Raw genomic sequence first — 20,750 nt, 5'->3', positions numbered from 1 at the left:
CTGTGCGCGCCCAAGCCTATCGACTCAGGGGCCAAACTGACCACGCGGTGGTACAGCTCTTGGAACTCGGCTTGGGCCTCGGGGCCAAACAGCGGGTCGTTGTTTTCTTGGAAGCGGGCATCAATCTTCTGCCAATCTTCTGCCGTCAGAATTTTGCGTGCCAAGGGCAGCGCCTTGGATTCTTCGGTGTGGATGTGGTTTTTCAGCCGCTTGCAATAGTCGCGCAAGGATTGCACCAAAGCGCCCGGTGGCTGGCCAGCTTTCACTTGGGCGAAGGCTTGGCGCATCGCTTCCAAGTGGACGATGGCTTGGCGGTGGTCTTCTTCCAGCGCCTCGACCAAGGGCACCGCATCGGCGGAGCGCTGGCGCATCAGCGGGAACAGGCAATCGTCTTCTTTGCGGTGGTGCGCGTGGTCGGCAAACTTTTCGATGTATTCAAACGCGGCCTGAAAGAAGGCCGGGTCCACCGGCTTGCCCGCATCCAAATCATCGGCCACCTGCTCTAGCGCAATCGCCATGCGCCAGAAGCTCCGATGCTCTTCGGTAATGATACGCAGTGTTTCCATTTTTCCTGCTTTCGTTTTAGCCGTGGCCACCGAGGTAGGCAGCAATCACATCGGGGTTCTTACGCACCTCTGCGCCAGTGCCTTCGGCCAATTTTTTGCCGTAATCCAACACCAAAATGCGGTCAGACAGGTTCATCACCATCTTCATGTCATGCTCTACCAGCACCACAGTGATGCCCGAGTCGGCCACCTTACGCACCAGCTGGTCCACTTCGATGGTTTCTTTCGGGTTCAGGCCAGCAGCTGGCTCATCCAAAAAAATCATGCGTGGCTTCATGGCCAGCGCACGGGCAATTTCTAAGCGCTTGAGTACGCCGTAAGACATGGTGTCGGCGCGGGCGTTGATGTAGCTTTCTAGGCCAACAAAGCGCATCAGCTCGGCGGCCTCTTCGCGCAATTCGCGGTCGCGCTTGCGTAGGCTGGGCCAGCGCAGTGCCGCTTTGAACAAGTTGCGGTCTAGGCGCAAATGTGCGCCCACCATCACGTTCTCGATGGCGCTCATGTTCATGCAGATTTGCAGGTTTTGGAAGGTGCGCGCCACACCGCGTTCGGCCAACTCGTTGGGCGATTTGCCGTGGATAGGCTCGCCATCCAAACGAATCTCACCCGTGGTGGGTTTATAAACCCCGGTAATCAGGTTGAACAGCGTGGTCTTGCCCGCACCGTTGGGGCCAATCACCGCATACACAATGCCCGCATCAATATTGAACGAGACGTTTTGCACCGCCTTGACACCACCAAAGTGGATAGACAGGTCTTTGACTTCTAGCAGGGCCATGTTCAGTCTCCCTTGCCAAATTTAGCCGCCAGCGTGGGCACCAGGCCCTTGGGCAGGAAAATCATGCACAGCATCAGCACGGCGCCAAAAACCACGGTTTCCCAGCCCTCAAAGGTAGCCAAAGCTTGGGGCAAGGCCGTGAGCAGCACCGCCCCAATGATGGAGCCAAACACCGAGGCCATACCGCCCACCACCACCATCGTCACCAACTCGACCGAATGGAAAAAATCAGCAAAATTGGGTGTCACAAAAGCCATGTAATGCGCGGTGATGCTGCCCATGATGCTGGCAAAGGCGGCCGACATGACAAAAATCGTCACTTTGTAGCGCACAATGTTCACGCCCACCACCTGCGAGGCCACTTCAGAGCCATGCAGCGCACGCAGCGCGCGGCCAAACGGTGAATCAATCATATTGAGCGAAGCCCAAACACTGAAGGCCAACATGGCCGCCACCACCCAGTACCAATGTTTATCGCTGCTGAGTTCAAAACCAAACACCGACATCGCAGGCACGGCCATGCCATCGGGGCCGCCCGTCCATTGGGCTTCATTGCGTAGCACAATGTTGATGATGATGCCCAACCCCAAGGTGGCCATCGCCAAATAGTTGCCCTTGAGCTTGAAAATGGGCCGGGCCACCAAACCAGCAATCAAGGCGGTGAAGGCCGCACCGGCAGCCATCGCCAGCAAGGGGTGCCAAGCAAAATGCGTAGGCAACACCGCCGAGGCGTAAGCGCCAATGCCCAAAAATCCGGCATGGCCCATACTGATTTGGCCAGCAAAGCCAATCAGCAGGTTCAGGCCAATCACGATGATGGCGTTAATGCCAATGCGAATCACCAAATCCATGTAATAACTGTTGGGCACCACCCACGGCAGCACCAGCAACACGGCCACCAACAGGCCCAGACCGATAGCAGAACTTTTTTGCATACTTACACCCGATCGGTCGATTTGCCACCGAACAAACCGCGCGGCATGAAGAACAGCACCAACAAAATCAGCACAAACGGCATCGCATCTTTGTAGGCCGAGGAGATATAGCCCGCGCCCATCGCCTCCAGTACGCCCACCAACAAGCCACCGACCACCGCGCCCAAGCCATTGCCCAAGCCACCGACCACCACGGCCACAAAGCCCTTGAGGCCGAGCATGATGCCCACGTCATAGGAGGTCATGGTGATGGGGGTGATGAGAATGCCGCCCAACGCGCCCAAACCAGCGGCCATCGCAAAGCTCATGAACAGCACCCAATTGGTGTTGATACCGACCAACTCGGCAGCCGTGCGGTTGAACGAAGTGGCCAGCATGGCCTTGCCGGTCAGGGTGCGGTTAAAGAAGTACCACAGGCACACCACCACCACCGCCGTGACACCCAGCACCCACAGACTTTGTGGCAGCAGCGTAGCACCCAAAATTTGCAGTGGCTCATCGCCCGAGAAGGCGGGCAAGCTGTGCGTGCCCTTGCCCAACCAGACTTGAATCAGGCCGCGAATCACCAACGAAGCACCAATCGTGACGATGATGAGCGAGACCGTCTCGGCACCCTTGATAGGCTCAATCGCCACCTTTTCCATCACCACGCCCACCACTGCCGGAATGGCAATCGCCAGCAACAGCACCACCGGCATCGGCAGGCCCGCTTGGGCAAACAACACCGCCAACATGCCACCCAGCATGATGAACTCGCCTTGGGCAAAGTTAATCACATTGCTGGCGTTGTAAATCAGCGTAAAGCCCAACGCCGCCAAGGCGTAGGTGGCTCCGACGGTGATACCCGAGAACAAAAATTGTAAAAATTCGGCGAGCATCAGTCATCTCTCCCAGGCATCGCGCAGGCGTGGCGACCGTGTAGCGGCAACAGCATAGGTGGTGTCTCCGTAATGGATTCTGAAAAGGCAGGCATTGGCGCTGCCCGGCAGGGGGCGGAAAAAAGTGTCTGGCGCAGCATCGTTGTGCGCGACCGTCATGATACCCAAATTGCAATTTTTTCTGGTTTTTGTATCTCGTTTTAGGGCAAAAACAAGGGTAATCCCTAGAAAAAAGTTCGCAAAAATTGCTCCGAAGCCCCAAAATGGTTTGATTTAGCGCAGAAATTGGCCAAATTTTCCCCATACGGCGCTATTCTGTTGCCCAGAAGACAAGCCAAATTTTTTAAAAAATGGTAAACAATTTAGCGCCTAGAGGCTTACACAGACCGAGACAAAACACTTCTGTATGTATCACTTTGCACGAAAGACTCCATGCCACGCCCCCAGCACCGCTGGCGCAGCGCTACCATCAGGCACCTATGCAAGAACACACCGCATCACAAGCAGCCATTGAGGCCCTTTTAGAGAACTTTCGCCAGAAAAGCCGCGTCCAAGCCAGCTCCCTCATCACCTCGATTTTTGGTGATGCCATCCTGCCGCGTGGTGGCCGGGTTTGGCTGGGCAGCCTGATTAAGCTGTTGCAACCGCTGGACATCAACGAGCGCTTGGTACGCACCACGGTGTTTCGGCTGGTAAAAGATGAATGGCTGCAAACCGAAGCCGTGGGCCGCCGCACCGATTACAGGCTCACTCCCTCTGGCCAGCGCCGGTTTGAAGAAGCCTCGCGCCAAATTTACGCCGCCGAACCGCCCTTATGGGATAGGCGTTGGCGCCTCATCATGGTGGTGGGTGAATTGGAACCACGCCAGCGCGAACGCCTGCGCCAAGCGCTGTATTGGCAAGGTTTTGGCGATACCGGCGCGGGCTGCTTTGTCCACCCCAGTGCCGAGTTGGATGTCGCCTTGGACGCTTTGGCCGCCGATGGCATGGCCGATGTCCTGCCACACTTGCTGCCACTGGTCGCCCTGAACCCCAAACTTAGCCCCAGCGCCGACGATGCCAGCTTGGTGCAACGGGCTTGGAATCTGGATGGACTGGCCAGCGCTTACGATGGCTTTGTAGCGCGCTACCAACCCATTTTGGATGCCCTACGCCAAGACCCGAGCGACCATGTCAATGAGGAGTTGGCCTGTTTGGCGCGCATCCTGCTCATCCACGATTTTCGGCGTTTTTTATTGCGTGACCCCGAGCTGCCGGACGTGCTGCTACCCGCCCACTGGCCGGGCAGCCAAGCCCGCCTGCTGTGCAAAGAAATCTACCGCCGCTTGCTGGCTCCATCCGAGCGCCACCTAGACCAGTGCCTGCAACTGGCCAACGGCGACATGCCACCAGCTTCACGGTTGCTGTTGCGGCGCTTTCAGATTGAAGACGGGCTAGAGCAGCCCGCCTAAGGGCCAGCGCGGGGTTAGGCGCGCTCGTGCAGCAGCACCTCACCGCGCAGGGTGTAGGTTTTGGCCTCGGAAGGGTTTACGGCACATCTTTTTCTGTGATAGAGTTGTAGTCGAGTCGGGATGACGCTTACCTTTTTAGTGTTTTGAGGATTTACCTCACCTGGCTTACCCATTTTTGCAGGCCGCCTCAAGCGGCCTGTTTCATTTTTGGAGAGAAGCGTGCATCTGCTTTACCTAGATGAGTCCGGCTCTGCAAGCGATCCAAGTCAACAGTATTTTGTCCTAGCTGGCGTTTCCGTGTTTGAACGAGAAGCTCATTGGGTCGAACAGCAGCTCAATGCCATAGCACAACGATTCGCGCCCACAGACCCCCATTCGGTGGAATTACATGGCTCACCTATGCGTAGCGGTAATGGCGCTTGGCGTCGCCATTCAAAAGACGATAGATTTCAAGCCATCAAAGATGCGCTGCAAGTGGGTGTGGCAGATCGCTCGTCAAGAAACGTGCGCTTGTTTGGAGCGGTAATCAAAAAAGCTGCTGTTGCAGGTCAGGATCCAGTTGAGTTGGCATTTGAGCAGCTCACAAGTCGCTACGACTTATTCCTGAAACGGCTCTTTAACAAGCACAACGATGCCCAACGTGGCTTGATCTTGCTGGACAAGTCTTCCACCGAGAATCGGATTCAAACCCTTGCACGCGAATTCAAGTACGAAGGACATAGCTGGGGTCGTACAAAAAATTACGCAGAAGTACCCGTTTTTCTTGACTCCAAGGCTTCAAGACTCATCCAGTTAGCCGACTTGGTGGCGTTCGCTCTATTTCGGTTTTATGAACACAACGACAACAGCTTCTACGATGTAGTGAAACATTGTTTTGATGCTGAAGGAGGCGTTGAACACGGTCTGTACATTCGCGTGTAGTCTTTTAGACTCGACATCTACTCTTTTAGTCGTGCAGCAGCACCTCACCGCGCAGGGTGTAGGTTTTGGCCTCGGTGATACGCACGTCCACCATGTGCCCCATCAGGCGCGCATGGCCCGGAAAGTTGACTACCCGGTTGCATTCGGTGCGGCCCATCAGTTCAGTGGCATCGCGCTTGCTTACGCCTTCTACCAGCAAGCGCTGCACCGTGCCCACGCGCTCATTGCTGATGTCTTTGATGTTTTGGTTAATCACCGCTTGCAGTTGTTGCAAGCGGCGCAGTTTGACATCGTGTGGCGTGTCGTCGGGCAGGCTGGCCGCTGGCGTGCCGGGGCGTGGGCTGAAGATAAAGCTAAAACTGTTGTCAAATCGCACATCGTCAATCAGCTTCATCATCTTTTGGAAGTCATCTTCGGTCTCGCCCGGAAAACCAACGATAAAGTCGCTGCTCATGGCCATGTCGGGGCGGATAGCACGCAGCTTACGCACGGTGCTTTTGTATTCCATTGCGGTGTAACCGCGCTTCATGGCCATCAAAATCCGGTCGCTGCCGTGCTGCACTGGCAAATGCAGGTGGCTGACCAATTGCGGGATGTTGGCGTAGGCTTCAATCAGGCGCGGCGTGAACTCATTGGGGTGGCTGGTGGTGTAGCGGATGCGCTCCATGCCCGGAATTTCGGCCACGTATTCCAGCAGCAAGGCAAAGTCGGCTACCTCGGCGGTGTCGCCCATTGCACCCCGGTAAGCGTTCACGTTCTGGCCCAACAGGGTGATTTCTTTCACGCCTTGGTCGGCCAAACCGGCTATTTCTAGCAATACATCGTCCAGCGGGCGGCTCACTTCTTCGCCCCGCGTATAGGGCACAACGCAGTAGCTGCAATACTTGGAGCAGCCTTCCATAATCGAGACAAAAGCGCTCGCCCCCTCTACCCGCGCTGGGGGTAGGTGGTCAAACTTTTCAATCTCTGGAAAGCTAATATCTACCTGCGGCTTGGCTTTGGCGGCACGGGCCAAAAGCAACTCGGGCAGGCGGTGCAGGGTTTGTGGGCCAAACACCACATCGACATAGGGCGCGCGCTTGATGATTTCTTCGCCCTCTTGGCTGGCGACACAGCCGCCCACGCCAATCAGCACGCCTTTTTCCTTCAAGTGCCTGACGCGCCCCAAATCGCTGAACACTTTTTCTTGCGCTTTTTCGCGCACCGAGCAGGTGTTGAACAAAATCAGGTCGGCTTCTTCGGGGTTGTCGGTGGCTTCGTAGCCTTGGGCCGCACCCAGCACATCGGCCATTTTGTCCGAGTCGTACTCGTTCATCTGGCAGCCAAAGGTTTTGATAAAGACTTTTTTAGACATGGGGAACATCGTGCCCTAGCGGCGCTACGGCTTTCAAACGGAAAAAATACGGGCGCTACTATGCGCCTTAGCGTTTCTGGGCGGCCTCGGCGGGACTCAGCACCCAAGCCGTCCATAACAGGCCGGTGCTGGGTTCAATCACATAATTGACCGTCAATTTTTGCCCGATAACGGTGTGCAACATCACCAAGGCATTTTCTGCATTCAACAGGCGCATTCCGGGGGCCATGCGTATCTCCTTGCCGTTGATTTCGGCCATGTTTTGCCCGGTAATCACCAAACTGCCACGCACAGCGGCTTGGGGAAAATTGCGGCCCGCACCCACACTGGGCTGCATTTGTGCCTGCGCTGGGGCGAGCAAGCCAACGATAAACGCAGCAGCGGTGGCCATAGACAAAGCCAGCAGCCAGCGGGCAAAGCGAGAACGGGGCCGTTCGTACCAGGAAGGCCCAAGGCAAGGGGGGCAGCGGTGCATGGTGTATATCCAATGAACTACTCCACCCTATGCGTTGCAAAGGATGGAGTTTCACGGGAGCCATAAACTCCCGTCTCGGCCAGTTCCTGACCGGATATGGATTCCAAAGCCCAGCGCAACACTACACGCGCTGAAGCCGTATCTCTGTTCTCTTGGTGCCCGCATTGTTCGCAGCAGTGCATTCGCTGTGAGAGCTGCTTTTTGGCCACATGCCAGCACTGGGGGCAGCGCTGGCTGGGTTTAAGCTTGCGGGTTGGAGCATCCACCCATTCGCCACCAGTTTCCAGCACTTTGTAGCGAAATAGTGAAGTGAACAGCCCCGGAGCGGTGTCCAGTATTTCCCGGTTCAGGCCCGCCTTTTGCGCTACCTGCTTGCCCGGTTCTTCCACAGTGCCAGCAGCACTGCGGGTCATGTTCTTGAGCGTGAGTTCTTCCGTTGCTACCAAGGCATACTTGTTTGCCAGCGCTGCCGTTTGCTGGTGTGCCCAGTCCAACCGCTTGCGCGCTACCTTGGCCCGAGCAGCGGCCAAGCGGCGCACGGCCTTCTTTCTACGGTTAGAGCGCTTGTTGCTCTTGCTTGAGACAGCTTGCTGCAACCGGATGGCCTGCTCCTTTTCCTGTTGCCACCAGCGCGGGTTGTCAATGTTCTCCAGCTCGCCGCTGTGCGTTACGCCCGACAGGAATCTCTCCACGCCCCAGTCATAGGCCAGTGCGCCATCGGCTTGCCGGGTGCGTTCTGGGCTGGCCACGGCCACGGTCAGTGACAAATACCAGCGGCCATCGCGGTGCAGGATGTCACTGGCACGAATATCGCCGCCCTGACGGGCTTGACCACGGGCACGGATTTGCCCCACGCCCGATAGGCGCAGGCTGCCATGCCTCCAGCCTTCTTCGGGTGTGAAGCGCCAACCATCACCATGACTTTTGAAGCTGAAGCCGGGAAAACGCCCCAGCGACTTGAAGCGCGGAAAGCCCGGTGTTTGGCCCGCCTTGATGCGCCTGAAGAACGCAGCAAATGCTTTGTCCAAGCGGCGCAGCGTCATCTGCTGGCTAGAACAGTTAGCTGCATCAGCCCACTCGGGCAGGTCGTGGCGCAGCAGCGTCAGGCCCTTGCACTGGTCGGCATAAGAAATTGATTTGCCCGCCTTGCTCCAAGCGCTGATGCGTTCCTCCAAGGCCGCGTTGTAAAGCTGCTGGTGTGAGCGCAGCAGGGCATCGAGCGCAACGGCCTGCTTCGGCGTTGGGTACAGCCGATAGGTTGTTTTGCGCAGGTTGCGGGCTTCGCTCATAATTGGTTACTATACCTTCATCATGCAATTAAGCAAGCTACACAGTTGCCGCCTACGGCGGCACTGGCTGAGTTCTTCAATGCACTCAAGACTGGCACCAGCAGCAGGACAGGCCGGACGACTGAAGCCAGCCTGCGGCTGGCGGCGCGCTTACCCCTCCAGCCAATGGGGGCGGCTTTGCCTCTAGGCCGCAAGCGGCCAACCCAAATGGATGGAGCCCCTCGCGCTATTCGGTGGCTGAAGGAAAAAGTGTGAAGCACGCCGGTAAGCCGGATTCTGTGCATTGCGGCAGGCCGCAATGTGACCGCCATTACTCTGGGCCGGGGGTTACCCACCCGGCTCGGTGCTACCTACCCGCCAGCTCTGCGGAACCACATCAACGCTGGCCTACTTGGTATTGCTGCGCGTAGAGATTGCCCGTTTCACCTCGGCTGGTTTACCTTGCGGTACGCCCGCCGAACTCGTCTCTGTTGCTCTAATCCTCACCTTACGGTGGGCAGCCGTTAGCTGCTACGCTGTCCTGTGCAGTCCGGACGTTCCTCCAGTGCTTGGTTTCCCAAATTGCACCAGCGGCGGTCTGGCGTGCTTCACAGGGGCGATTATGGCATTCAGATGGGCTTCAGCGCAGCGGTGCATAGTGATACCCTTCCCCCAAGGTGAAACCCATGCAGACATTCCAACGCAAAACCGCCGGGCGCATTGCCGCTGTTACGCTTTTGATGGCCGCCTGCGCCAGTCCACTGGCCTGGCTGGTCTCGCGTGAAAACGCCGAGCAGGAGGTGGTGGCCTTCGCGCAAGAAGAATCGCGCCGCGTCTTGAGCGCGCACCGCAGTGTGCGCCTAGATGGGCCGCAAGCAGCAACCCAAGCGCAACAAGCAGCACAACTGCTCACAGGTGGCTTGTTTGAAATTACCGAAATTTATGGCCCCGATGGCCGCAAACTGGCCGAGTCGGTCACACCAGCTGGGCATTTGGTAGAGTCTCAACTGCCACGCCACGGCACCCCACGCTACACCCAGCCCTCTTACGAAAGCCTGCCGCTGCCCAATGGCCAATGGGTGATGCGCGTGTTTGTGCCGCTGCGCGAAACCGACGCTGGCCCCATTACTGGCTATTTTGAGGGGGTACGCACCATCCCCGAATGGCAGCGCGAGCAAATTTTGTCCGATGCCTTTATCGTCAGTTTGATGGTGTGCTTGGCCTCTTTGGTGTGTGGTGCGGTAATTTATCCAGTGGTGGTGCATCTGGCCAAAGAGAACGAAGACAAAGCACAACAGGTGCTGGATTCGCACATTGCCATGATGGAAGCGCTGGGCCGGGCGATTGCCAAACGCGACTCCGACACCGGCGCACACAACTACCGTGTCGCTTGGCTGGCGGCTCGCACCGCCGAGGTGCTAGGCTTGCAAGGTGCGGCCATGCAAGCATTGATTGCGGGCAGCTTTTTGCACGACGCGGGCAAAATTGGCATCCCAGATGCCATCTTGCTCAAACCGGGGCGCTTAGACGAGGCCGAGATGGAGATTATGCGTACCCATGTGGCCTTGGGGGAGGACATTGTCACCGGGGCGGGCTGGCTCGATGGCGCACGCGCTGTGGTGGGCAGCCACCACGAAAAATGGGACGGCTCGGGCTATCCGCGTGGGCTGTCTGGGCAGAACATTCCGCTGTCAGCGCGCATTTTTGCGGTGGCCGATGTGTTTGATGCCCTCAGTTCGCGCCGCCCTTACAAAGAGCCTTTACCGTTTGAGCAGGTCATGGCGATTTTGCAGCAAGGCCGGGGCAGCCATTTTGACCCGCTGGTGCTGGACACCTTTACCCCATTGGCACCACAACTGCACCAACAGCTGCAAGGGCTAGACGAACCGGCCACACGCAAGCTGATGACCGACATGGTGCAGCGGCATTTCGATATTTTGGTCTAAAGGGTCTAAAGGCGGTTGCAGATGGCTAAACCTGTCCCGTCGCTGGTTAAGACCCGGTTAAGTGGCAGCATTTATCGTGCAAGGCCATGCACACTTCTGCCTTGGCCTACGCGCCGCCACGCTCTGACACCCGTTCATTGCTCCTGTTGACTTTGGGCACCCTGCTCGGCTTGGTGCTGTGGGATGCCTCTGGCCAAGACCGTTGGCTGGCACATGCGTTTGGCAGCCAGCATGGGTTTGCCTTGCGCGAACATTGGTTTTTGCTCCACATCATGCACGAGGGCGCACGCCGCTTCGCTTGGCTGCTGCTGCTGGTGTTGACGGTGGGTATCTGGTGGCCCTTTGGGGTCTTGCGCCGCTTGCACAGCCAGCAACGGGTACAACTGGTGCTGAGTGTTTTATGCTCTTTGCTGCTAATTAACCTGTTCAAGTACAGCAGCAGCACCAGCTGCCCGTGGGACTTGCAAGAGTTTGGCGGCGTGGCGCGCTATGTCTCGCACTGGGCTTGGGGCACGGCGGACGGTGGTGTCGGACGTTGCTTTCCAGCAGGCCATGCCAGTGCTGGGTTTGCCTTTTTGGGCGGCTTTTTTGCCCTGCGCCCGCACCAGCCTCAGGCAGCGCGCTACTGGCTGGTGGCCAGCTTGGTGGCCGGGCTGGTGCTGGGGTTCGCGCAACAAGCGCGCGGTGCCCACTTTATGAGCCACACCCTTTGGACAGGCTGGCTGTGTTGGTGTGTGGCTTGGCTGTTCGATACACTGGCACAGCGCTGGCCCCGGTAAGTTGTGGCCATCTGGAGAGCTGTGCCAACCTTGGCAAGCGGCCCCAGCTATCGCCGTGCCTGCTACCATCTTGTCCTCGGCCACGCTGGTCCACGCTGGTGTGGACAGCCCCCTCAAGGGTAAAACGCCAGCACCCGATAACCTGCCATCGGTGCATTGCCGGTGGCTGCAATACGCACCAGCACGGTAGAGCTGGATTCGGCATGGGCGGCCAGCGTGTGGCCTGCGCCTAGCTGCTGCGGGGTGAATACGCGCCGCAACACTGGCTGTTCGTTGGCATCGGTCAGGGTCAGCTCAACGGCGGGCATTTCTAGCACCAAGTCCGAGCGATTTTTGAGCGTGACGGCAAAATGATAAACACCGCCATCCACCCGATTGAAGGAGGAGCTTTCTACCACCACCGCGCCAATTTGCCGGTGTAGCTGCACCTTGCAATCCAAGGGGGCGCACAGCAGCTCTAGCATGGGCCGCCAAGAGGGATGCGCGGCCGCTAGGCGGTGTCGGTCGTGCAGCAAAATTTGCCCGATGAGCGCCAGTAACAACAACAAAGCCAACAAAGCCAAGCCTAGGCGTACCGCTGGTTGACGCCACAGCGCTTGGCGCCGTGCAGCGCGCACAAAAGACGGCTCATGGGGGTGCTTGCGCGCAGCGCTGGTGGAGGCATCGGCGCTGGTGTCGGCTGCTGCTGCGGCGGCTGCGGCTGGAATTGCGGCGGCGGGCGGTAGCGGCGCGCGGACGGGCGCATCCTCCTCATCGAAGGGAGCAAGGGCAGCTATCGGGGGGGGGCTGGCCGCAGGGGGAGCGGAAGACCAACTGGGTTCAATGCGCTCATCGCTGCTCGTGGCCGCCAGCGGCTGCTGGGGCAAAGGGGCCAAACTGGGGGTTAAGTCTAACTCGGGCATCACCGGCTCTGCGGGGGCATCGCTGGCACTGCCATTGGCCAGTGCGGTGCTGGCCGCTGGGTCGGGTTCTGGCTCTAAGGCGGGTTCGGGCCAATCAATATCCGTGGGGATGCTAGAGGCCGGAATCGGTGCCGGTGCCGCCGGTATCGCTGGTGCTGCCGGGGGAGGGGGGGGTGGCGCTACCACTGCCGGGGCTGCCACCATCGGCGCAGGCACTGCTTGCTCGGGCCAATCGAGTTCTACGCTGGCCGCGCTATCGGGGCTGGCTGGCGGCGCTGCTGGCACGGCCAAGTTGGCAGGGATGGCCACAGGCGTGGGGCGGGCTGCTGCTGGTAAGTCTAGTTCCAGCGCTAATTCAGGGGCCGCAAAATCGAGTGCCTCGGAGGCAGCGGTGGCCGTATCTTCTGGTGTCGAGGGCGCTGGGGGCGGCGGCAGTGGTATTTCCCAAGGATCCGCACTGGCAGCAGCAGAAGACGCTGGGCTTACAGCCGCTGCTGCTGGTGCTGCTGCCTCTTCTATGGCAGTGCCAGATATATTGGGGGCCGCGCTGGCACCAGATGATGCCGGTACAGATTGCAGATGCAGTGTGGCATCAAATACATGCTGACAATGGCCGCAGCGCACCCAGCCCTCGGAAATGCGAAGTTGATCCGGAACCACCTTGAACGAGGTGGTGCAAGATGGGCAACGGGTGATTTGGCTCATCGGCGGTGGCGAGTAGGCGGGCGGTGCTGGCGCTTTTAGCGTTGTGCGGTCATTAAAATCCAACCCTCTTGGGTATCGGCCACTTGCAGCGGCAGATAGGGGGCATAGGCTTGTTTCAGCTCGTCGGCTTGGCGCTCTAAAATGCCAGCCAGCACCAGATGGCCACCAGCGGCCACGTGGGCGCACAACAGCGGGGCCAGCACGCGCAGGGGCGTGGCCAAAATGTTGGCCAGCACGGTTTGGTAGCTTCCTTGGGCCAATTCTGGTAGGCCCGAACGCATCTGTACGCCATTGGCATGGGCGTTTTGCTGGCTGGACTCTACGGCCGCTAGGTCAATGTCCACCGCGTCAATGTCTTGGGCACCAAACTTGGCCGCGCCAATCGCTAAAATGCCCGAACCACAACCGTAGTCCAGCACCCGGCCCAAACTGCCTTCGGGCTGGCGTGCAATCCAGCGCAGGCACATACGGGTGGTGGGGTGCGTGCCAGTACCAAAGGCCAAACCGGGGTCTAGGCGGATGGTGCGCGTGGCTTGGGCTGGTGGTTCGTGCCAAGTGGGCACAATCCAAAAATCGGGGGTGATGTCCACCGGGGTAAATTGCGCTTGCGTCAGGCGCACCCAGTCTTGGTCTTCTAAGGGGCTGATACCCAGCACGCTACAACCGTCAAAAAATTCTTGCGCTTGCAGTAAATCGCGCGCCTCTTCGGCCAAGGCTTGGCTGGCAAACAGGGCGACAATGCGGCTACGCTGCCAGCCGTCTTGGGGCGGTGGCATACCGGGTTCGCCAAACAGGGCTTGCTCGGCATCGGTTTGGGCATCGGCATCTTCTACCGAGACGCTCAGGGCATCGAGTGCGTCCAGCGCATCGCTCAAAGATTCGACCCGGTCTTGCGGGCTCATCAGACTCAATTCATACATGGCTGGTGGGGGCCTTTGGCACAGCAATCAAAAAAAAACAGGCCCGCGCCCGGTGCTTGGCGCAGGCCCCTATCAGGGCAAGAGGCTCAACGCTGGCGCTGCGAGAGCCATTCTTCGAGGTAGTGGATGTTGGTACCACCGGCCATGAACTTGGCATCGACCATCAACTCGCGGTGCAAGGCGATGTTGGTGTTAATGCCTTCAATCACCGTCTCGGCCAGTGCGGTACGCATCCGCGCCAAGGCTTGCTCGCGCGTGTCGCCATGCACAATGATTTTGCCAATCATCGAGTCGTAATTAGGCGGCACATAGTAGTTGGTATAGACGTGCGAGTCCACCCGCACCCCCGGCCCACCCGGCGCGTGCCAAGTGGTGATGCGTCCCGGCGACGGCGTGAATTTGTACGCATCTTCGGCGTTGATGCGGCACTCGATGGCGTGGCCGCGCAATTGGGCGTTGATTTGGCGTTGGGTGAAGGGTAATTTCTCACCCGCCGCTACCATGATTTGGGTACGCACAATGTCCACGCCGGTAATCATCTCGGTGACGGGATGCTCTACCTGCACGCGCGTGTTCATCTCGATAAAGTAGAACTCGCCATCTTCGTACAAAAACTCAAAGGTACCGGCACCCCGGTAACCAATTTTTTTGCAAGCAGCGACGCAGCGGTCGCCAATGCGGTCAATCAGGCGGCGCGAAATATCCGGCGCAGGGGCTTCCTCAATCACCTTTTGGTGGCGCCGCTGCATGGAGCAATCGCGTTCGCCCAGATAAACGGCGTTGCGGTGCTTGTCGGCCATGACTTGGATTTCAATATGGCGCGGGTTTTGCAGAAATTTTTCCATATACACCGCCGGATTGCCAAAGGCAGCTCCGGCTTCGGCCTTGGTCATCTGCACGGCATTCACCAGTGCGGCCTCGGTGTGTACCACGCGCATTCCGCGCCCACCACCACCGCCAGCGGCTTTGATAATCACCGGGTAACCAATGGCCTTGGCAATGCGCTTGATTTGCACTGGATCGTCGGGCAACTCGCCCTCGGAGCCGGGCACGCAGGGCACGCCAGCACGAATCATGGCCTGCTTGGCCGAGACCTTATCGCCCATCGTGCGGATATTCTCGGGCGTGGGGCCAATGAACTGGAAGCCGCTTTTTTCTACCCGCTCGGCAAAATCAGCGTTTTCGGACAAAAAGCCATAACCGGGGTGAATCGCCTCGGCATCGGTCACTTCAGCCGCCGAAATAATGGCCGGCATATTCAAGTAACTGAGCGGCGAGGGGGCGGGACCAATGCAAACCGCCTCTTCGGCCAGTTTGACATATTTGGCATCGCGGTCGGCTTCAGAATAGACCATCACCGCCTTGACCCCCAGCTCTTGGCAAGCACGCTGGATACGCAGGGCGATTTCGCCACGGTTGGCGATTAGAATTTTTTTGAACATGGGTGTTCTGGGAGCGGATGACTCGAAAGCGGAGAGCATCGCAGTGCTTTATTCAATGACGAACAGGGGCTGGCCGTACTCTACCGCCTGGCCGTTTTCACCCAAAATGCGCGTCACGGTGCCAGATTTATCGGCCTCAATCTCATTGAGAATTTTCATGGCCTCGATGATGCAGACGGTATCGCCCTCTTTGACTTGGCTGCCCAACTCGACAAAGGGCTTGGCACCGGGGCTGGAGGAGCGGTAAAACGTGCCCACCATCGGTGATTTAACGATGTGGCCGGTTGGCTCGGTGGGGGCGGGCAATTCGGCCACGGCAGCAGGCGACACCGGGGCAGCAGTGGCCGCCTGCATGGGCGCGGCGACAAACTGCTGCATCACCGCACCGCCACCTTTGACGATGCGGACTTTGCCTTCGGCCTCGGTGATTTCCAGTTCCGACACATTTGACTCGGAAACGAGGTCAATCAGGGTTTTGAGTTTACGCAAATCCATGCAAGGCTCCAAGAGCTAAAAACTGAACAGGGCGCGAATTTACCCTAATTTCACGCTACTGCGGTCTTTTTGGTATATCTGAGGTAAATAGAGGCCATCTTCTAAGGTGCCCCAGTGTCAGGTGTTAGCGCAGGCTGCTCCAGCTTTGTAGCAACTGCGCCGTCACTTGGCCGATTTTACGTTGTCGCACTTGGCCTTGGGCATCGAGCAGCAGCGTAAAGGGCAAGCCGCCGCCCAAATTGCCCAGCGTGCGCGCCAAGTTGCTACCTTCTGTGCTGGCCAGTGCTACCGGAAAATCCACCGGCTGGCGGGCTAAGAATTGGCGCACTGGCGCTGGTTTGTCGATGGCGATACCCAGCACTTGCCAGCCTTTGGCGCGTTGTTGCTGAAAAAAAGCATTCAATAGCGGCATTTCGGCCACACAAGGCGGACACCAAGTAGCCCAAAAGTTCAGCAGCAGCGGTTGGTGCTGAAACTGGCGCAGTGCCACGGTTTGACCATCAGCAGAACTGGCAAAAGTTTTATCCCAAAAATCTGGTACGCCATCGGGCGTGCCGGGCACGGTGGCGGGGCGCTGGCTTTGCCACCAGCTCCAGCCAGCGCCAGCGGCGATGGCTACGCTGGCAGTAGCACCAGCCAACAGCAGGCGGCGCGACGGGCTGGGAGCGGGGACGTTGGCCGTGGTGGCCGTGGTGGCCGTGGTGGCCGTGGTGGCCGTGGTGGCCGTGGTGGGCAGGTTCATGGCGCTGTGCTGGTAGCTGTACCACTGCTGGCCAGCAACTGGCGCAGCGCCTCGGTGTGGCCGCGTGGTGTGCGCCCTTGGCTGTCAGGGCGCAAGGCACCGCGTAAATCATCTAAATCGTAAATTAGCAGATGCACCCCCACCACGATTTCCAACTCGGGCAGCGGGTGGCCGATGGTCAGGGCCTCTACCGGCTCGCCATGCAAGCCGTTGACCATCTGGGCATCGTAATCCACGCCCCGGTTAATCAGCAAAATTTCAGCCGATTTGGAATCGTCGCAAAACAAAGACAGGTAAATATCCGACAAGCGGGTGGCTGTGCCGTGCCACACCGCCCCGGCCAAGTGCGGGCGAAACTCGGCCAAGCGCTCCATCCACAGCAGGGCCAATTCGCGCAAGGCGCGCAACTCTTGTGGTTGGGTATCGGCGCAAAACAGGGCGATATGCTCGGCCACCGCAGCTTCTAGCAGGTCGTTATCGGGCAGGGCGGTGCGTGCTGGCAGGCCCAAATCACGTACAGCGCGGCGCTTTGCTGGACCGTAGTCCAGCCCCTCATCCACCACCAGACGGGCGGCAGCTTGGGCAATTTCAGTGGCAAGGTGGGTGTTTTGCATGGTGTATGGCTTCCAAGCGGCATTGTGGCCTGCAACCGTAGAATCTGCGCCCATGCACATACACATCCTAGGCATTTGCGGCACTTTTATGGGCGGCGTAGCCGCATTGGCCCGCGAGGCCGGACACCGCGTTACCGGCTGCGATGCTGGCGTTTATCCCCCCATGAGCGAGCAATTGCGCGCCTTGGGCATTGAGTTGATGGAAGGCTTTGGCAGCGAGCAATTGGCCTTAAAACCCGACATCTTTGTGGTGGGCAATGTGGTCAGCCGCGCCCGGCTGGCCGATGGCAGCCCTAAGTTCCCACTGATGGAAGCCATTTTGGATGCCGGACTGCCCTACACCAGTGGACCACAGTGGTTGGCCGAAAACGTCTTGCAAGGCCGCCATGTGCTGGCCGTGGCGGGCACGCACGGCAAAACCACCACCACCTCCATGCTGGCATGGGTGCTGGAATGTGCCGGTCTGCAACCGGGGTTTTTGGTGGGTGGGGTGCCGCTCAATTTTGGCGTTTCGGCCCGTTTGGGTGCAGCTACCCGGCCCGAACCCGGCCCTGGCCCCCTGGGCAGCGCACCCTTGTTTGTGATAGAGGCGGATGAATACGATACCGCTTTTTTTGACAAGCGCAGCAAGTTTGTTCACTATCGGCCACGCACGGCCATTTTGAACAACCTAGAGTTCGACCATGCCGACATTTTTGATGATTTGGCCGCCATTGAGCGCCAATTTCATCATCTGGTGCGTACCGTGCCACCCTCTGGGCAAGTGGTATTCAATGGGTTGGAAGAAAGCTTGGCCCGGGTGCTGCATACCGGCTGCTGGAGCAGCACCAGCAGTTTTGGCGCAGCGGTGAGTGATTTCACGGCCGAAGGCCCACCCCATGCCTTTGATGTATTACAGCGCGGCCAGCAGGTGGCACGGGTCGAGTGGGCCTTAGATGGGGTACACAACCAACTCAATGCCTTGGCCGCCATTGCAGCAGCAGCGCATGTGGGCGTGACTCCAGCGACTGCGGCAGCAGCCTTGGGCAGTTTTCAGAATGTACGCCGACGCATGGAGCAGCGCGGCGTGGTGCGCGGCATCACCGTTTACGATGATTTTGCCCACCACCCTACCGCCATGCGAACCACGCTAGACGGCCTGCGCCAGCGCGTCGGCCCACAGGCACGCATTTTGGTGGCCTTTGAGCCACGCAGCAACACCATGAAACTGGGCACCATGAAGGCCCAATTGCCTTGGGCGCTTGCCAACGCTAATCAAGTGTTTTGCCACACGGCCGGGCTAGACTGGGATGCCGCTGCCGCGCTGGCCCCTTTAGGGGCACAAGCACACACCGCGCCCGATATTGCCACACTGGTGGCGCAAATCACCCAAGCAGCACAGCCGGGTGATTACATTCTGTGCATGAGCAATGGCGCTTTTGGCGGCATCCACAGCCTGCTGCTGCAAGCCTTGGCAGACGGTGCTGAATAGCGCTTTTTTAGTAGCTGATGGTCATGGCCGGCACATCCACATGGATGATGGGCTTGACCAACACAGCATAGGTGGCGCGGGCAAACTGGGCAAACCACACGGCATCCGACAGCAGCGGCGCACCGGCTGCTGTGGCCACCGTCAGGACCTTGTCGGCCAGCAACACTTTGCCGCTGGCGCGCAGCGGCTCACACTCTAGGCGAATGAACTCGTCATCCAGCCAGCGGCGGGCTTCTTCGTTGGCCATCGGCTCGGCATGTTCTAAGTCGAAGCGAAACTCTAGGTTTTGCGCTAGGGTGACGGTAACTTCTCTGTGCATGAATTTGTCTTTCTAATCAAGAGGAGAAAGGGCAGTGTCTCCGCTGCCCGATGGCGCTGCTTGCGCCACCTCTAGCTTACACCAGCTTACACCCCTTGAACCCATCTATCAGCGGGTACGACGCGCCTGCACGGCAGCGGCCAAATCGGCCAAAGATTGCACCGAATCATCCCAACCCAAGCAGGCATCGGTGATGCTCTTGCCGTACTCTAAGGTGCAGGGGTCGTCTTTGCCGGGGGTGAACTTTTGCGCGCCGGGGTTGATGTGGCTCTCAATCATCACGCCAAACACACTGCGCGAACCGCCCGCAATTTGCGCGGCAATATCGCGGGCCACGTCGCGTTGCTTTTCGTGCTGCTTGCTGCTGTTGGCATGGCTGCAATCGACCATCAACGTAGCGGGCAGTTTGGCGGCTTCTAGGTCTTTGCAGGCGGCGGCCACGCTGGCGGCATCGTAATTGGGGGCCTTACCGCCACGCAAAATGACATGGCAGTCGGGATTGCCAGCGGTATCGACAATCGCCACTTGGCCGTTTTTGTGTACCGACAAGAAATGGTGGCTACGGCTGGCCGACTGGATGGCATCGGTGGCAATACGGATGTTGCCGTCGGTGCCGTTTTTGAAACCAATCGGGGCCGATAAGCCCGAGGCCAACTCGCGATGCACTTGGCTTTCGGTGGTGCGTGCGCCAATCGCGCCCCAGCTGATCAAATCGCCAATGTATTGGGGCGAAATCACGTCCAGAAACTCGCTACCTGCGGGCACGCCCAAGCGGTTGATGTCAATCAGCAACTGGCGCGCCATACGCAGACCTTCGTCAATGCGGTAGCTGTCGTCCAAGTAGGGGTCGTTGATGAGTCCTTTCCAGCCCACGGTGGTACGGGGCTTTTCAAAATAGACACGCATCACAATTTCTAGCGTGTCTTTGTATTGCTCGCGCACGGCTTGCAGGCGGCGAGCGTAGTCCAACGCGGCAGCGGGGTCGTGGATGGAGCAAGGGCCAATAATGACCAGCAGGCGGTCATCGGTGCCTGCCATGATGTTGTGGATGCTTTGGCGCGTTTGCGTTACCAGCGTTTCTACACTGGTACCCCGGATAGGGAAAAAGCGAATCAGGTGTTCGGGAGGGGGTAGCACGGTGATGTCCTTGATGCGTTCGTCGTCGGTTTGGCTGGTTTTCTCGACATGTTGGTACCAAGGTTCAGTAGCAGGGGTAGTTTGGGGGCTCATGTTTTTCGTCCTTTGGGTAAGTCAAAGTGAAGGTTTTGAAAGCAAAAAACCGCCGGGCTTTGCAGCGGCGGCGGTGTGTGAACAGGGTCTAGGTGCTTGCGCGCTTAGCTCTCTCATCCGCCCAGGACAGAGAAATAAGACCAAAAATAAAAAGCGCGTGCTATCGACATGGGCAAACAATGTAGCACAGTCTGGGGAACTGGGGGCGTTTATGCACCATAAGGCGCTGTTCTTTGGGTTTCAGTCCTTCAGCGACGGATGCCAAATTTACGTTGACTGATTTGGCGGCACGAAGGCTCCAGCCACTGCGTGTTCGTCCGCGCGGACGGCAAAACTTTGCCAGTGCCAGCGCATCGCCCAGTAAAGCCGATTTATCTGAAGAAATTTTTGGCCTTGGTCAGTGGAGCTTGAAGCATGAGAAACCTCAACGATTACCGTTCTGCAATACCTACGCAAATCTAATCATTTCTGATTAAATCTACCGATTGCTTCCTGCTTCACAGAGGCTGGTTTCACTCGGGTCTTACGACCCAAGCCAGTGCCTTCCTCTCCACAGGCT

Annotated in this window: 21 protein-coding genes, 1 other RNA gene and 1 pseudogene; 7 read left to right on the top strand and 16 right to left on the bottom strand. The window is 58.4% G+C overall.

Annotation, left to right across the window (positions count from 1 at the left end; all coding sequences use genetic code 11):
• Window positions 1–170 precede the first annotated feature (170 nt).
• The 4 genes and pseudogenes from PHX60_RS13165 to PHX60_RS13150 all read right to left on the bottom strand — a co-directional run.
• Window positions 171–566, bottom strand: a pseudogene (locus PHX60_RS13165) (hemerythrin domain-containing protein); the annotation flags it as partial.
• Between the two features lie 16 nt (window positions 567–582).
• The gene (locus PHX60_RS13160; RefSeq protein WP_300078536.1) at window positions 583–1,344 is read right to left on the bottom strand and encodes an ABC transporter ATP-binding protein; all 762 of its coding nucleotides are present in this window, start codon (window positions 1,342–1,344) and stop codon (window positions 583–585) included.
• A 2-nt stretch (window positions 1,345–1,346) separates the two neighbouring features.
• The gene (locus PHX60_RS13155; protein ID WP_300078534.1) at window positions 1,347–2,279 is read right to left on the bottom strand and encodes a branched-chain amino acid ABC transporter permease; all 933 of its coding nucleotides are present in this window, start codon (window positions 2,277–2,279) and stop codon (window positions 1,347–1,349) included.
• Window positions 2,280–2,281: 2 nt separating this feature from the next.
• The gene (locus tag PHX60_RS13150) at window positions 2,282–3,157 is read right to left on the bottom strand and encodes a branched-chain amino acid ABC transporter permease (RefSeq protein WP_300078532.1); all 876 of its coding nucleotides are present in this window, start codon (window positions 3,155–3,157) and stop codon (window positions 2,282–2,284) included.
• A 72-nt stretch (window positions 3,158–3,229) separates the two neighbouring features.
• Here PHX60_RS13150 and PHX60_RS13145 point away from each other — a divergent pair, with 72 nt between their 5' ends.
• The 3 genes from PHX60_RS13145 to PHX60_RS13135 all read left to right on the top strand — a co-directional run bounded on the left by PHX60_RS13145 (window position 3,230) and on the right by PHX60_RS13135 (window position 5,529).
• Window positions 3,230–3,361 (top strand): hypothetical protein, encoded by a 132-nt coding sequence (locus PHX60_RS13145; protein WP_300078531.1) that lies wholly within the window; start codon window positions 3,230–3,232, stop codon window positions 3,359–3,361.
• A 212-nt stretch (window positions 3,362–3,573) separates the two neighbouring features.
• On the top strand, window positions 3,574–4,608 hold the full coding sequence (gene paaX, locus PHX60_RS13140; RefSeq protein ID WP_300078529.1) for a phenylacetic acid degradation operon negative regulatory protein PaaX: 1,035 nt from the start codon (window positions 3,574–3,576) through the stop codon (window positions 4,606–4,608).
• Window positions 4,609–4,827: 219 nt separating this feature from the next.
• Window positions 4,828–5,529, top strand: a complete 702-nt coding sequence (locus tag PHX60_RS13135; protein ID WP_300078526.1) for a DUF3800 domain-containing protein — start codon at window positions 4,828–4,830, stop codon at window positions 5,527–5,529.
• A gap of 25 nt (window positions 5,530–5,554) precedes the next feature.
• Here the strand turns inward: PHX60_RS13135 and miaB are convergent, their stop codons facing one another.
• The 4 genes from miaB to rnpB all read right to left on the bottom strand — a co-directional run bounded on the left by miaB (window position 5,555) and on the right by rnpB (window position 9,236).
• The gene (miaB, locus tag PHX60_RS13130; RefSeq protein ID WP_300078524.1) at window positions 5,555–6,883 is read right to left on the bottom strand and encodes a tRNA (N6-isopentenyl adenosine(37)-C2)-methylthiotransferase MiaB; all 1,329 of its coding nucleotides are present in this window, start codon (window positions 6,881–6,883) and stop codon (window positions 5,555–5,557) included.
• Window positions 6,884–6,950: 67 nt separating this feature from the next.
• Window positions 6,951–7,274 (bottom strand): hypothetical protein, encoded by a 324-nt coding sequence (locus PHX60_RS13125; RefSeq protein ID WP_300078522.1) that lies wholly within the window; start codon window positions 7,272–7,274, stop codon window positions 6,951–6,953.
• 101 nt (window positions 7,275–7,375) lie between these two features.
• On the bottom strand, window positions 7,376–8,647 hold the full coding sequence (locus PHX60_RS13120; RefSeq protein WP_300078519.1) for a transposase: 1,272 nt from the start codon (window positions 8,645–8,647) through the stop codon (window positions 7,376–7,378).
• A gap of 249 nt (window positions 8,648–8,896) precedes the next feature.
• An RNA gene (gene rnpB / locus PHX60_RS13115) (RNase P RNA component class A) lies at window positions 8,897–9,236 on the bottom strand.
• Window positions 9,237–9,312: 76 nt separating this feature from the next.
• Between rnpB and PHX60_RS13110 the strand changes: the two genes are divergently transcribed.
• Both PHX60_RS13110 and PHX60_RS13105 read left to right on the top strand, forming a co-directional pair.
• The gene (locus PHX60_RS13110) at window positions 9,313–10,572 is read left to right on the top strand and encodes an HD domain-containing phosphohydrolase (protein ID WP_300078516.1); all 1,260 of its coding nucleotides are present in this window, start codon (window positions 9,313–9,315) and stop codon (window positions 10,570–10,572) included.
• Between the two features lie 86 nt (window positions 10,573–10,658).
• Window positions 10,659–11,351 (top strand): phosphatase PAP2 family protein, encoded by a 693-nt coding sequence (locus PHX60_RS13105; protein ID WP_300078513.1) that lies wholly within the window; start codon window positions 10,659–10,661, stop codon window positions 11,349–11,351.
• Window positions 11,352–11,464: 113 nt separating this feature from the next.
• Here the strand turns inward: PHX60_RS13105 and PHX60_RS13100 are convergent, their stop codons facing one another.
• From PHX60_RS13100 to PHX60_RS13075, 6 genes are all read right to left on the bottom strand, one after another.
• Window positions 11,465–12,958: a zinc-ribbon and DUF3426 domain-containing protein gene (locus PHX60_RS13100; protein ID WP_300078510.1), complete on the bottom strand. Its 1,494-nt coding sequence runs from the start codon at window positions 12,956–12,958 to the stop codon at window positions 11,465–11,467.
• Between the two features lie 35 nt (window positions 12,959–12,993).
• Window positions 12,994–13,878 carry a 50S ribosomal protein L11 methyltransferase gene (prmA, locus tag PHX60_RS13095; RefSeq protein WP_300078508.1) on the bottom strand — a complete coding sequence of 295 codons (885 nt, stop codon included), beginning with the start codon at window positions 13,876–13,878 and terminating at the stop codon, window positions 12,994–12,996.
• A gap of 86 nt (window positions 13,879–13,964) precedes the next feature.
• Window positions 13,965–15,320 carry an acetyl-CoA carboxylase biotin carboxylase subunit gene (gene accC, locus PHX60_RS13090; RefSeq protein WP_300078504.1) on the bottom strand — a complete coding sequence of 452 codons (1,356 nt, stop codon included), beginning with the start codon at window positions 15,318–15,320 and terminating at the stop codon, window positions 13,965–13,967.
• Between the two features lie 48 nt (window positions 15,321–15,368).
• The gene (accB, locus tag PHX60_RS13085) at window positions 15,369–15,815 is read right to left on the bottom strand and encodes an acetyl-CoA carboxylase biotin carboxyl carrier protein (protein WP_300078501.1); all 447 of its coding nucleotides are present in this window, start codon (window positions 15,813–15,815) and stop codon (window positions 15,369–15,371) included.
• A 124-nt stretch (window positions 15,816–15,939) separates the two neighbouring features.
• Entirely contained in the window at window positions 15,940–16,557 is a 618-nt protein-coding gene (locus PHX60_RS13080; protein WP_300078499.1) for a TlpA disulfide reductase family protein, read from the bottom strand.
• Window positions 16,554–17,171 carry a hypothetical protein gene (locus PHX60_RS13075; protein ID WP_300078593.1) on the bottom strand — a complete coding sequence of 206 codons (618 nt, stop codon included), beginning with the start codon at window positions 17,169–17,171 and terminating at the stop codon, window positions 16,554–16,556. The genes PHX60_RS13080 and PHX60_RS13075 overlap by 4 nt, the downstream gene beginning before the upstream one ends.
• A gap of 52 nt (window positions 17,172–17,223) precedes the next feature.
• Here PHX60_RS13075 and mpl point away from each other — a divergent pair, with 52 nt between their 5' ends.
• Entirely contained in the window at window positions 17,224–18,642 is a 1,419-nt protein-coding gene (gene mpl / locus PHX60_RS13070; RefSeq protein WP_300078497.1) for a UDP-N-acetylmuramate:L-alanyl-gamma-D-glutamyl-meso-diaminopimelate ligase, read from the top strand.
• 7 nt (window positions 18,643–18,649) lie between these two features.
• Here the strand turns inward: mpl and PHX60_RS13065 are convergent, their stop codons facing one another.
• Window positions 18,650–18,961, bottom strand: coding sequence for a hypothetical protein (locus PHX60_RS13065; RefSeq protein WP_300078495.1), 312 nt, complete (start codon window positions 18,959–18,961; stop codon window positions 18,650–18,652).
• Window positions 18,962–19,069: 108 nt separating this feature from the next.
• Window positions 19,070–20,191, bottom strand: a complete 1,122-nt coding sequence (locus PHX60_RS13060) for a 3-deoxy-7-phosphoheptulonate synthase (protein ID WP_300078492.1) — start codon at window positions 20,189–20,191, stop codon at window positions 19,070–19,072.
• On the opposite strand from PHX60_RS13060, the gene PHX60_RS13055 reads away from it, so the two are divergent.
• Window positions 20,190–20,471 (top strand): hypothetical protein, encoded by a 282-nt coding sequence (locus tag PHX60_RS13055; protein ID WP_300078490.1) that lies wholly within the window; start codon window positions 20,190–20,192, stop codon window positions 20,469–20,471. The two genes, PHX60_RS13060 and PHX60_RS13055, sit on opposite strands and share 2 nt — an antisense overlap.
• The last annotated feature ends 279 nt before the right edge of the window (window positions 20,472–20,750 follow it).

The organism is Giesbergeria sp., assembly GCF_028686475.1.
In the GTDB taxonomy this organism is placed as follows: domain Bacteria; phylum Pseudomonadota; class Gammaproteobacteria; order Burkholderiales; family Burkholderiaceae_C; genus Simplicispira.
The sequence above is the reverse complement of the archived record's forward strand: the minus strand, read 5'-3'. Positions and strand labels throughout refer to the sequence as shown.

Excerpts from the sequence above, each read along its gene's own strand:
- prmA (WP_300078508.1), bottom strand. The coding sequence starts at position 13,878 with ATGTATGAATTGAGTCTGATGAGCCCGCAAGACCGGGTCGAATCTTTG.
- PHX60_RS13150 (WP_300078532.1), bottom strand. The coding sequence starts at position 3,157 with ATGCTCGCCGAATTTTTACAATTTTTGTTCTCGGGTATCACCGTCGGA.
- PHX60_RS13105 (WP_300078513.1), top strand. The coding sequence starts at position 10,659 with ATGCACACTTCTGCCTTGGCCTACGCGCCGCCACGCTCTGACACCCGT.
- PHX60_RS13155 (WP_300078534.1), bottom strand. The coding sequence starts at position 2,279 with ATGCAAAAAAGTTCTGCTATCGGTCTGGGCCTGTTGGTGGCCGTGTTG.
- PHX60_RS13060 (WP_300078492.1), bottom strand. The coding sequence starts at position 20,191 with ATGAGCCCCCAAACTACCCCTGCTACTGAACCTTGGTACCAACATGTC.
- PHX60_RS13100 (WP_300078510.1), bottom strand. The coding sequence starts at position 12,958 with ATGAGCCAAATCACCCGTTGCCCATCTTGCACCACCTCGTTCAAGGTG.
- PHX60_RS13145 (WP_300078531.1), top strand. The coding sequence starts at position 3,230 with ATGGATTCTGAAAAGGCAGGCATTGGCGCTGCCCGGCAGGGGGCGGAA.
- PHX60_RS13065 (WP_300078495.1), bottom strand. The coding sequence starts at position 18,961 with ATGCACAGAGAAGTTACCGTCACCCTAGCGCAAAACCTAGAGTTTCGC.
- PHX60_RS13125 (WP_300078522.1), bottom strand. The coding sequence starts at position 7,274 with ATGGCCACCGCTGCTGCGTTTATCGTTGGCTTGCTCGCCCCAGCGCAG.
- accB (WP_300078501.1), bottom strand. The coding sequence starts at position 15,815 with ATGGATTTGCGTAAACTCAAAACCCTGATTGACCTCGTTTCCGAGTCA.
- PHX60_RS13075 (WP_300078593.1), bottom strand. The coding sequence starts at position 17,171 with ATGCAAAACACCCACCTTGCCACTGAAATTGCCCAAGCTGCCGCCCGT.
- miaB (WP_300078524.1), bottom strand. The coding sequence starts at position 6,883 with ATGTCTAAAAAAGTCTTTATCAAAACCTTTGGCTGCCAGATGAACGAG.
- PHX60_RS13080 (WP_300078499.1), bottom strand. The coding sequence starts at position 16,557 with ATGAACCTGCCCACCACGGCCACCACGGCCACCACGGCCACCACGGCC.
- PHX60_RS13055 (WP_300078490.1), top strand. The coding sequence starts at position 20,190 with ATGTTTTTCGTCCTTTGGGTAAGTCAAAGTGAAGGTTTTGAAAGCAAA.
- accC (WP_300078504.1), bottom strand. The coding sequence starts at position 15,320 with ATGTTCAAAAAAATTCTAATCGCCAACCGTGGCGAAATCGCCCTGCGT.
- mpl (WP_300078497.1), top strand. The coding sequence starts at position 17,224 with ATGCACATACACATCCTAGGCATTTGCGGCACTTTTATGGGCGGCGTA.
- PHX60_RS13110 (WP_300078516.1), top strand. The coding sequence starts at position 9,313 with ATGCAGACATTCCAACGCAAAACCGCCGGGCGCATTGCCGCTGTTACG.
- PHX60_RS13160 (WP_300078536.1), bottom strand. The coding sequence starts at position 1,344 with ATGGCCCTGCTAGAAGTCAAAGACCTGTCTATCCACTTTGGTGGTGTC.
- PHX60_RS13120 (WP_300078519.1), bottom strand. The coding sequence starts at position 8,647 with ATGAGCGAAGCCCGCAACCTGCGCAAAACAACCTATCGGCTGTACCCA.